2 protein-coding genes are annotated in these 12,111 nt (G+C 75.8%); both read left to right on the top strand.

Features of this window, described 5'->3' with window-relative positions; all coding sequences use genetic code 11:
• Nucleotides 1-32 precede the first annotated feature (32 nt).
• A complete protein-coding gene (locus ND747_RS27550; protein WP_251737181.1) occupies nucleotides 33-5,312 on the top strand; it encodes an SDR family NAD(P)-dependent oxidoreductase in 5,280 nt (1,759 codons plus the stop codon).
• An 89-nt stretch (nucleotides 5,313-5,401) separates the two neighbouring features.
• A partial coding sequence (locus ND747_RS27545) for a type I polyketide synthase (RefSeq protein WP_285901251.1) occupies nucleotides 5,402-12,111 on the top strand: 6,710 nt, incomplete at its 3' end.

Genomic DNA, 12,111 nt, shown 5'->3' with positions numbered 1-12,111 from the left:
CCACCCGCGCGGTGCTGGCGCACCGGGCGGTCGTGCTGGGCGCCGACCCCGACCAGCATCTCGGCGGGCTGCGGGCGATCGCCGCGGGTGAGGCGGCCGGGCACGTCGTCACCGGTGTCGCCGCCGCGGCGCCGGGACGAGTGGCGTTCCTGTTCACCGGCCAGGGCAGCCAGCGGCCCGGCGCCGGACGCGAGCTGTACCGCGGCTTCGGGGCGTTCGCCGCCGCCCTCGACGAGGTCGCCGAGCACCTGGACGCAGCGCTCGGCCGGTCGGTGCGGGAGCTGCTGTTCGCCGAGCCGGGTTCGGCCGCCGCCGCCGACCTCGACGCGACCGCCTACACCCAGCCGGCGCTGTTCGCCCTCGAGGTGGCGCTGTTCCGGCTGGCGGAGTCGTTCGGCCTGCGCGCCGACCGGTTCATCGGGCACTCGGTGGGTGAGCTGACTGCCGCCCACCTGGCCGGTGTGCTGTCGCTGCCCGACGCGGCCGCCCTGGTGGCCGCCCGTGGACGGCTGATGCAGGCGGTCCCCGCGATCGGCGCGATGGCGGCGCTGGACGGCACCGAGGCCGAGATCCTCGCCCTGCTCGCCGATGCCCGGACCGACGCTGCCGGCGACGGCGAGGCGGCTGGCGACGGCCGGCCAGCGGTGGATCTCGCCGCGGTCAACGGCCCGCACTCGGTGGTGATCTCCGGCGACGCCGACGCCGTCGACGAGCTGTCCCGCCGCTGGCGGCAGGACGGACACCGGGCCCGGCGGCTGCGGGTCAGCCACGCCTTCCACAGCGCGCACCTGGACCCGGTCCTCGACGAGTACCGGGCGGTGCTGGGCACGCTCACGCTGCACCCACCGACGATCCCGATCGTCTCGAACGTCACCGGCCGGATCGCGACCGACGCCGACCTGACCGATCCCGACTACTGGGTGCGGCACCTGCGGGGCACCGTCCGCTTCGGTGACGGCGTGCGCACCCTCGCCGACCAAGGCGTGCGCACCTTCGTCGAGCTCGGCCCGGACGCGGTGCTCGCCGCCCTGGCCGAGCAGACCCTGGCCGAGCAGACCCCAACCGGTTCGGCCGGCGATGCCGCCGCCGGGCCCGCTGCGACGGTGGTCGCGCTGCTGCGCGCGAACCGCCCGGAGACCCGGTCGGTCACCGCCGCGCTGGCCCGCCTGCACGTCGAGGGCGCCGTGGCGGCGGTGGACTGGACGGCGGCCTTCGGGGGCCATCCGGTCACGCCGACCGCGCTGCCCACCTACCCGTTCCAGCGCGAGCGCCACTGGCTGGTCGCGCCCCGCCCGTCCACCGGCGGTGCTGCCCGGGCGAGCGGCGGCCGGCCCGCCGACCATCCGCTGCTGACCGAGACCGTGGAGCTGGCCGACGGCGGGCTGGTGCTCACCGGACGCCTGGCCACGTCCGCGCTGCCGTGGCTGGTCGACCATGCGGTGGGGGACGTGGTCCTGCTCCCGGGTACCGCATTCGTCGACCTGGCCCTGGCCGCCGGCCGGCAGGTCGACGCCGGCCGGGTCGAAGAGCTCGCACTCGTCGCCCCGCTGGTGCTGGCCGGCGAAGCCGCCGTCGAGCTGCAGGTGCTGGTCGGGCCGGCGCAACCGGCCGAGGACGGTGCGCGCCGCACGGTGACCCTCTACTCGCGGCCGGCCGACGCCGACCAGGCGGCGACATCCCCGCCGTGGCAGCGGCATGCCACGGGCTCCCTGCGCACCGCGGCCACCGACCTCCCCGCGGCCGCCGAAGTTCCCACTGACGCGGACGTTCCCACTGCCGCGGACGACACCGGCGTGGACGGCGTATGGCCGCCGTCGGGCGCGGTGCCCGTCGATCTGACCGGGTTGTACCCACAACTGGCCGCGGACGGCTACCAGTACGGGCCGGCCTTCCGCGGACTGCGGGCGGCCTGGCGGGTCGGCGAGCAGATCCTCGCCGAGGTGGAACTGCCCGCGGCCGCGGGTGACGAGGCCGGCCGGTTCGTCGTCCATCCGGCGCTGTTCGACGCGGCGCTGCACGCGGTCGTCGGGCTGCTGCCCGCCGCCGAGCCGACCGAGGGCCGGATCCGGCTGCCGTTCGCCTGGCGCGAGGTGCACGCAGCCGCCGCCGGTGCCACCGGGCTGCGGGTCCTGATCTCCCCGACCGGGGCGGACACGGTCACCCTCGACCTGGCCGACCTGGCCGGCACGCCGCTCGCCACGGTCGGCGCCCTGACCCTGCGCCCGGTGGCCGCCCAGACACTGCTCGAAGCGGGCCGCCGGGCCGCCGGGACGACCGATCCGGCCGCGGACAGCCTGTTCCGACTCGACTGGCCGCTCCTCGACACCGACACCGAGGCCGGCACCGACCCTGTGGCCGGCACCGCGGCCGATCCCGGCACCGACGGCGTCCCGGGCGCGGACGCGACCGTGCACGCCGAGCTCGACGCCACGGATGTCGCCGATCTGGACGCCCTACGGGTGGCGGTGGACGCCGGCGCCCCGGCACCCCGGATCGTCGTCCACCGGCTGTCCGGCACCACGCTGCCCGGCACCACGCTGCCCGGCGACGCACTGCCTGGCGACGCGGCCGCCGGAGGCACGTCGGCGCTGCCGGCGGTGGTGGGGGCCGCGCATGCAACGGTCGCGACCGCGCTGCAGGTGCTGCGCGACTGGCTGACCGACCAGCGGTTCGCCGCGTCCCGGCTGGTCATCATGACCGAGCAGGCGATCGCGACCGGGCCCGGGGAGGACGTCCGGGACCTGGCCGCGGCGGGGGTGTGGGGGCTGGCCCGCAGCGCCCGCGCCGAGCATCCCGGCCGGGTGGCACTACTCGACGTCGATGGCCGGGCGGCCTCGGCGCCGGCCGTCGCACGCGCACTCGCCCTGCTGGGCGCGCCCGAGGCGGAGCACAGCGAGCTCGTGGTCCGCGACGGGGAGATCTGTCGGCCGCTGCTCGCCCCGGTGCGCGACTCGTCCGTCCTGGTGCCGCCGGACGGGGTGGACGCCTGGCGCCTCGACGTCACCACCGCCGGTTCGCTGGACGACCTGGCGCTGCTGCCCGAGCCGGCTGCGCACCGGCCGCTGGAACCGCTCGAGGTCCGGGTGGCGCTGCGCGCGGCCGGTCTGAACTTCCGCGACGTGCTGATCGGTCTGGGCATGTACCCGGGCGGGGCGCGCATCGGCGCGGAGGGCGCCGGAGTGGTGGTCGAGGTCGGCGCCGAGGTGCACGATCTGGCCCCCGGCGACCGGGTGATGGGCCTGGTCCAGGGCACCCTCGGACCACTGGCGGTGACCGACCGCCGGCTGCTCACGGCGGTTCCGCCCGGCTGGTCGTTCAGCCAGGCCGCGGGCACGCCGGTGGCGTTCCTGACGGCCTACCACGGTCTGGTGGGGCTCGCGGGGCTGGGCGCCGATGAGGCCGTGCTGATCCACGCGGCCACCGGCGGGGTCGGCCAGGCCGCCGTCCAGCTCGCCCGGGCACGCGGCGCCGAGGTGTTCGGGACGGCGAGCCCGGCGAAGTGGCCGGTCCTGCGCGCCGGTGGGCTCGACGACGCGCACATCTCCTCCTCCCGGGAGCTCACCTTCGCCGACGCCGTACGCACCACCACCGGCGGACGCGGCGTCGACGTCGTGCTCAACGCGCTGGCCGGCGAGTTCACCGACGCCTCGCTGCGGCTGCTGGCCCCCGGCGGGCGCTTCGTCGAGATGGGCAAGACCGACCCGCGGGACCCGGCCACCGTCGCCGCCGACCATCCCGGACGCACCTACCAGTCGTTCGACCTGTTCGACGTGGCCGCGGAGCGGATCGCGGCGATGCTGGCCGACCTCGCCGGACTGTTCGCCAGCGGCGCGCTGCGGCCGCTGCCGACGGCGAGCTGGGACATCCGCCACGCCGGTACGGCGCTGCGCCAGCTGAGCCTCGCCCGGCACACCGGCAAGCTCGTGCTGACACTGCCCGCGCCGCTCGACCCGGCGGGCACCGTGCTGGTCACCGGCGCGACGGGTGCGCTCGGTGCGCTCACCGCCCACCGGCTGGTCACCCGGCACGGGATCCGACACCTGCTGCTGGCCAGCCGGCGCGGCCCGGACGCGCCGGGCGCCGACGCGCTGCACGCCCAGCTGACCGAGGCGGGGGCAGCCGTCACGGTCGTCGCCGCCGACGTCAGCAACCCGGACGACGTGCGCCGGCTGCTCGCGGCGGTGCCCGAACAGCACCCGCTGACCGCGGTCGTGCACACCGGCGGCGTGCTTGCCGACACGGTGGTCACCTCTCTCGAGCCGGACGCGCTGCACACGGTGCTGGCGCCGAAGGTGGACGGCGCGTGGCTGCTGCACCAGGCGACCGCCGACCTGGACCTGGCCGCGTTCGTTCTGTTCTCCTCGGTGACCGGCCTGCTCGGCACCGCCGGCCAGGCCAACTACACCGCCGCCAACACGTTCCTCGACGCCCTCGCCCACCACCGGCGCGCCGCCGGCCGGCCCGCCGTCTCGCTGGCCTGGGGGCACTGGGCCGAGGCGGGCGGACTCGCCGGGCAGCTGACGGCAACCGACCAGGCCCGGATGGCACGGGCCGGCATCGCCCCGATGTCCAACGCCGACGGCCTCGCCCTGTTCGACCAGGCCCTGACCGTTACCAGCGGCGACGCACCAGCCGCCGGCGCCGAGGCACTGCTCGTCCCGGCCCGGCTGAACCCGCCCGCCGCCGGCGCGACGGCAGGCTCGCCGAACCCCGTGTGGGACGGCCTTCGCCGCAGCGCCCCCCGGGGTTCGGCGGGAACCGGTCAGGGCGGCGCATCCGGCATCGGCGCCACGGCCACGACCGGCCCGGCGGCGCCGGCGGACCAGGCGGTCGGGGTCGTCGAGCGGCTGCGTGACCGGCCGGCGCAGGAGCAGTACCGCGGTCTGCTCACCCTGGTCCGGACCACCGCCGCCGAGATCCTCGGGCATGCCTCGCCCGCGGCGATCCGCCCGGACCGCGGCTTCCTGGAGTCCGCGTTCGACTCGCTGAGCGCGATCGAGCTGCGCAACCGGCTGAACCGGCAGACCGGGGTGCACCTGCCCACGACGCTGCTGTTCGACCATCCGACGCCGGCGCTCCTCGCCACCCACCTGCGGGACACGTTGTTCCCCCCGGCACCGGAACCGGACGTTGCGGCCCCGACGGCCTCACCCATGGCACAGGCACCGGTGGTCGGCGAGACCCCGACCGTCCCGACCGAGTCCGCAGCCGCAGCCGCAGCCGACGACAGCACCGCGTTCCACGAGCAGATCTCCGATGCCGACGACGACGAGTTCTTCGAGCTCCTGGACCGCGAACTGGGGCTGGCATGAGCCGCCCGGGCAGCTCCCCACCGGCTGGCAGGTCCCGTCCCGTCCGTCCCGCTTCCGCTCCTGCTCCCGCGTCCCGAGAAGGCTGAGCCATGGCGAACGAACAGAAGCTTCGTGACTACCTCAACCGGGTCGCCGCGGACCTGCACCAGACCCGGGCCCGGCTGCGCGACAGCGAGGCGGCCCGACGCGAGGACGAAGCGGCCCGGCGGGAACCGATCGCGATCGTCGGCATCGGCTGCCGCTACCCGGGCGGGGTGAGCTCACCCGAGGACCTGTGGGACCTCGTCGCCGGCGAGCGGGACGCCATCAGCGGCTTCCCGACGAACCGCGGCTGGGACGTCGACGGCCTCTACGACTCCGACCCGGACAGCCCGGGCCACACCTACGCCCGTGAGGGCGGCTTCCTGCACGACGCCGACACCTTCGACGCCGAGTTCTTCGGGATCTCCCCCCGGGAGGCCCTCGCCATCGACCCGCAGCAGCGCCTGCTGCTGGAGACGGCGTGGGAGGCGCTGGAACGGGCCGGCATCGACCCGACCTCGCTGCGGGGCAGCGCCACCGGGGTCTTCGCCGGGGTGATCGCGCAGGAGTACACCCCCCGGCTGCACCACACCACCCCCGACCGGGTGGACGGCTACGTGCTGACCGGCAGCACCACCTCCGTCGCCTCCGGGCGGGTCGCGTACACCCTCGGGCTGGAGGGGCCGGCGGTCACCGTCGACACCGCCTGCTCGTCGTCGCTGGTCGCGATCCACCTGGCCAGCCAGGCGCTGCGCGGCGGCGAATGCGACCTGGCGCTGGCCGGCGGCGTCACCGTGATGTCCTCGCCGGGCATGTTCGTCGAGTTCTCCCGCCAGCGCGGCCTGGCCGCCGACGGCCGCTGCAAGCCGTTCGCCGCCGCCGCCGACGGCACCGCCTGGGGTGAGGGCGCCGGCCTGCTGGTGCTGGAACGACTCTCCGACGCCCGCCGTCGCGGCCACCGGGTCCTCGCCGTCGTGCGGGGCAGCGCGGTGAACTCGGACGGCCTGTCCAGCCAGCTCACCGCCCCGAACGGCCCGTCCCAGCAGCGGGTCATCCGCGCCGCCCTGGCCGCGGCCGACCTCACCGCCGCCGACATCGACGCCGTGCAGGCACACGGCACCGGCACCACCCTGGGTGACCCCATCGAGGCCCAGGCCCTGCTCGCCACCTACGGCCAGCAGCGCCCCGCCGAGCGTCCGCTGCTGCTGGGTTCGGTCAAGTCCAACATCGGCCACACCCAGGCCGCCGCCGGCGTGGCCGGCATCATCACGCTGATCGGCGCGATGGCCCACGGCCAGCTGCCGAAGACGCTGCACGTGGATGCCCCCAGCCCGCACGTCGACTGGACCGCCGGCGCCGTCGCCCTGCTGAGCGAGCCCACCCCCTGGCTCCCCGCCGACGACCAGCCGCGCCGCGGCGCCGTCTCCGCCTTCGGTATCAGCGGCACCAACGCCCACCTCATCCTCGAACAGGCCGATGCCCTCGCCCCCGCCGAACCGACCCCCGTCTCCGACGAGGCCGCGGCCACCGGCACGCCCAGCGCCGTCGACCAGGCCGACACCGCTCACCAGGCCGGCACCGTCGAGCCCGCCAGCACGGTCGATCAGGCCAGTACGGTCGAGCCGGTCGGGCCGTCGGCGCTGCCGTGGGTGGTGTCGGCGCGCACCGCCGAGGCACTGGGTGAGCAGGCGGCCCGGCTCGCGGCCTTCACCGAGGCCCACCCCGGGCTCGACGTGGGCGACGTCGGCCATGCGCTCGCCAGCCACCGCGCCGCGCTGGATCACCGGGCGGTGGTCGTCGCCGCGGACGTGGCGGGCTTGCGGGCCGGGCTGACCGCGCTGGCCCACGGTGCTGCGGCTGGCAGTACCGCGACCGGCACGGCACCGGCCGGCGGTGCTCCCGTCGAGGGTGAGCTGCCGGCCGGGGTGCGGGTGGTGCGTGGCGTCGCCGACACCAGCGCGACCACCGTGTTCGTCTTCCCCGGCCAGGGCAGCCAGTGGCCGGCCATGGCCCGCGAGCTGCTCGAAACCAGCCCCGTCTTCGCCGAACACGTGAACGCCGTCGCCACCGCCCTCGCCCCGCACGTCGACTGGAACCTGCTCGACGTCCTGCACGAACAACCCGACGCACCGTCGCTCGACCGGGTCGACGTCGTCCAACCCACCCTGTTCGCCGTCCTCGTCGCCCTCGCCCGGCTGTGGATCCACCACGGCATCACGCCGAAGGCCGTCGTCGGCCACAGCCAGGGCGAAATCGCCGCCGCCCACATCGCCGGCGCCCTCACCCTCGACGACGCCGCCCGCATCGTCGCCCTGCGCAGCCGCGCCCTGACCACCATCCCGACACCGGGCGCGATGGTGTCGGTGCGGTTGTCCGCGCAGGAGACCGACGCCCGGCTGGCCCGGTTCCAGGGCGGCGCGAGCGGGGTGCACATCGCCGTGCGCAACAGCCCGACGAGCACCACCATTGCCGGCGACCAGGCGGATCTCGAGACGTTCGTCGCGGACCTGCGCGCCGAGGGGATCACCACCCGCCTGCTGCCGGTGAGCTACGCCTCGCACACCCCGCACGTCGAGGCGGTCCGCGGCGAGCTGCTGGCCGCTCTGGGTGAGATCACCCCGCTGGCGACGGACATCCCGATCCTGTCGACCGTCACCGCCGACTGGATCGACCCGGGCGCGCTCACCGCCGACCACTGGTACGCCAACCTGCGCCAGCCCGTCCGGTTCGAACCGGCGGTGCGCGCCCTGCTCGACGCCGGCCACGACCTGTTCATCGAGATCAGCCCGCATCCGATCCTCACCACGTCGGTGACCGAGACCGTCGAGGACACCGCCGAGCTCGCCGAGCCGGTCGCCGTGGTGGAGACGCTGCGGCGCGACGACGGTGGGCTCACCGCCTTCCACACCTCGCTGGCCCAGGCGTATGTGCGCGGCGCCCGGTTCGACCCCGACGCCACCTTCGCGGCCCGCGTGGGTGGGCACGTCGACCTGCCCACCTACGCGTTCGTTCGCCAGCGGTTCTGGCTGCACGGTTCGTCCACGGCGCCCGCGGGCGACGTCAGCGGGCTGGGGCTGCGCCCGGCGGGCCATCCGCTGCTCGCGGCGACGGTGCACCTGGCCGATGCGGACGGCGCGGTGTCGACCGGGCTGATCTCCCTGCACACCCACCCGTGGCTGGCCGACCATGTCGTGTTCGGCTCGGTGGTCGTACCCGGGACGGCCCTGGTGGAGCTGGCCGTGCGGGCCGGCGACGACACCGGCGCCGAGACCCTCGAGGAACTGGTCATCGAGACGCCGCTGGTCCTGCCCGAGCGGGGTGGCGCGGCGGTCCAGGTCCGCGTCGGTGCTGCCGTCGACGGCGGACGGCGTCCCGTCGGCGTGTACTCCCGGCCGGCGGATGCCACCGGGGAGGCGGACTGGACCCGCCATGCCCACGGGGTGCTGGCCGGCCCCGGCACCGAACCGCTGGCCGTCCCGGCCGTGGCGGACCGGACGGCCGAGGGATGGACGGGGGAGGCATGGCCGCCCGCGGGCGCCCGGCCGCTGGCCACCGACGCCCTCTATGACGCCTTCGCCGCCACCGGAATCACCTACGGACCGGTCTTCCACGGTCTGCGGGCCGCCTGGCGGCGTGGCGAGGACCTGTTCGCCGAGGTCGCCCTGCCCGCCGACGCCGCGCAACTGGCCGGCGCCTTCGGTCTGCATCCCGCCCTGCTCGACGCGGCACTGCACCTGACCGGCCTCGCCGACGACGACCGGTCGACGCCGAACGACGGCCCCACGACCGCGCGGCTGCCGTTCGCCTGGCGGGGGGTGCGCCTGCACGCCACCGGAGCCGACGCGCTGCGGGTCCGCCTGCGCGTCACCGGGTCGGACGCGACCGGACCGCAGCGGATTACCCTGGACGGGTTCGATGCCACCGGTGCGCCGGTGGTGTCCGTCGCCGAGCTGGCCCTGCGCCCGGTGAGCGCCGAGCAGATCCGGGCGGCCGGCAGCGCCAGCCCCGACGCGTTGTTCGCCGTCACCTGGCCGCAGCGGGCGACGGCAGCGGCCCACGGATCGGGCGGGCCCGCCACCGACGGCCGCCCGACATCAGACGCGGACCTCTGGACGCTGTTGGCCGCGGACACGACCGCGGGTGACCGTGGCACCACGATCGCCGCGGCGCTGCGCAGCATCGGACGTGACCTGGACGTCGCCGCCGACCTCGCCGACCTCGCGGCCCGCATCGACGCCGGTGGCGCCACCCCGAGCCTCGTGCTCGTCACGCCAGCGGCCGACGTGACTGGTACGACTGGTACGGCGCCGTGGCCGGACGACCCCCGTGAGCTGCCGCGGCGGGCGCGGGCCGTCGCCGCCGCCATCCTCGAGCTGGTCCAGCGGTGGCTCACCGACGCCCGGTTCGCCGACGCGGTCCTCGCCGTCGTCACCACACACGCGGTCAGCGTGGCCGGCGAGGACGTCGACCTGGCCACCGCCGGTGTCTGGGGCCTGGTGCGCTCCGCTCAGACCGAGCATCCCGGACGCCTCCTGCTGCTGGACACCGACGACGAGCCGGACTCCGCCCGGGCCCTGCCCGAGCTGCTCGCCACCGCCCGCACCACCGACGAGCCCCAGCTCGCCGTCCGCCGCGGCGTCGTCCATGTCCCGCGCCTGACCCCCGCCGTCCCCGCCACAGCGCCGGCCGGCGCCACCGACGCGGTGGACACCACCGACGCGGCCGGCACCAGCGGCTGGGATCTCGACCCGGACGGCACCATCCTCATCACCGGCGGCCTGGGCACCCTCGCCCGCCACCTCGCCCGGCATCTGGTCACCCGGCACCGGGCCCGCCACCTGCTGCTCACCAGCCGGCAGGGCTCGGACCACCCCGCCGCAGGCGCCCTGCGCGCCGAGCTGGAAACCCTCGGCGCCGACGTCACGATCTCCGCCACCGACCTCACCGACCCGGACGCCCTGGCCACCCTGCTCGCCGGCGTACGGACCGCGCATCCGCTCACCGCCGTCATCCACGCCGCCGGCACCACCGACGACGCCCCGCTGACAAGCCTCACCCCCGACCGGCTCACCGCGGTCCTCACCCCGAAGGTCGACGGCGCCTGGCACCTGCACCAGGCCACCCGACACCTCAGCACCGTGCGCGCCTTCATCCTCTACAGCTCCGTCGCCGGCCTCACCGGCAACGCCGGACAGGCCAACTACGCCACCGCCAACACCTTCCTCGACGCCCTCGCCCACCACCGCCACACCCAGGGACTGCCCGCCACCAGCCTCGCCTGGGGCCTGTGGGACGACACCAGCACCCTGACCGCCACCCTCGACGACACCGACCGGGTCCGGCTGGCCCGGGTGGGCATCCGGGCGCTGTCCACCGAGCAGGGCCTGGCCCTGTTCGACGACGCCGCCGCCCACACCGACGCCGTCCTCGTCCCGGCGTCCCTGGATCTGGCCGCGGTGCGGGTCCGCGCGGCTCGCCATGGCGTTCCCGCGCTGCTGCGCGGCCTCGTCCGATCGACGCGGCGCACGGCGAGCACGGTGGGTGGCGCCTCGACCCCGGCCGGGTCGACGTTCGCCGGCCAGCTCGCCGGGCTCACCCCGGACGAGCGGTACGCCGCGGTGCTCACCCTGGTGCGCGCGGAGCTCGCCGCGGTGCTCGGGCACGCCACGGACGACGCCCTCGCCGAGGACCGGGCGTTCAGCTCCATCGGGCTGGACTCGCTGACCGCCATCGAGCTGCGCAACCGGCTGAGCGTGGCCAGTGGCCTGCGGTTGCCGGCCACGCTCACCTTCGACCATCCCAACCCCGGCGCGCTCGCCACCTTCCTGACCAGCTCTCTCACGGTCCAGACCCGCACGGCCGGCACGTCCAACGGTGCCGACGACGACCGCGCCGACACCGCGCCCGGCCGGACCCGACGGCCCGCAGCCCCCGGGCCGGACGAGGACCCGATCGTGATCGTGGGGATGGCCTGCCGGCTGCCGGGTGGCGTGCGCACCCCCGAGCAGCTGTGGGAGCTGGTCGCCGCCGGCACGGACGCCATCTCCACCTTCCCCACCGACCGCGGCTGGGACCTCGCCGACCTGTACGACCCGGACCCGGACGCGTACGGCAAGTCCTACACCCGCCACGGCGGGTTCCTGCACGACGCCGCCGACTTCGACGCCGAGTTCTTCGGCATCACCCCCCGCGAGGCACTGGCCACCGACCCGCAGCAGCGGCTGCTGCTGGAGACCGCCTGGGAGTCGATCGAACGCGCCGGCATCGACCCGACCAGCCTGCGCGGCTCCAACACCGGCGTCTACGCCGGCGTGATGTACCACGACTATCTGCAGCGCGTCCACGCGGTGCCGGCGGAGCTGGAAGGGCATCTCGGCAACGGCAATGCCGGGGCGATCGCCACCGGCCGGATCTCCTACACGTTCGGTTTCGAGGGCCCGTCGGTCACGATCGACACGGCCTGCTCGTCGTCGCTGGTCGCGGTGCACTTCGCCGCCCAGGCGCTGCGCAGCGGGGAGACCGATCTGGCGCTGGCCGGCGGGGTCGCGCTGATGGCCTCCCCGGCGGCCTTCGTCGACTTCTCCCGCCAGCGCGGTCTGGCCCCTGACGGCCGGTGCAAGGCCTTCTCCGCCCACGCCGACGGCACCGGCTGGGCCGAGGGCGCCACCATGATCCTGCTCGAACGGCTCAGCGACGCACAACGCCACGGCCACCCCGTGCTCGCCGTCGTCCGCGGCAGCGCCGTCAACCAGGACGGCGCCTCCAACGGCCTGACCGC

It is taken from the genome of Frankia sp. R82, assembly GCF_023716925.1.
In the GTDB taxonomy this organism is placed as follows: Bacteria; Actinomycetota; Actinomycetes; order Frankiales; family Frankiaceae; genus Frankia.
This window is presented reverse-complemented; position numbering and strand designations above follow the sequence as displayed.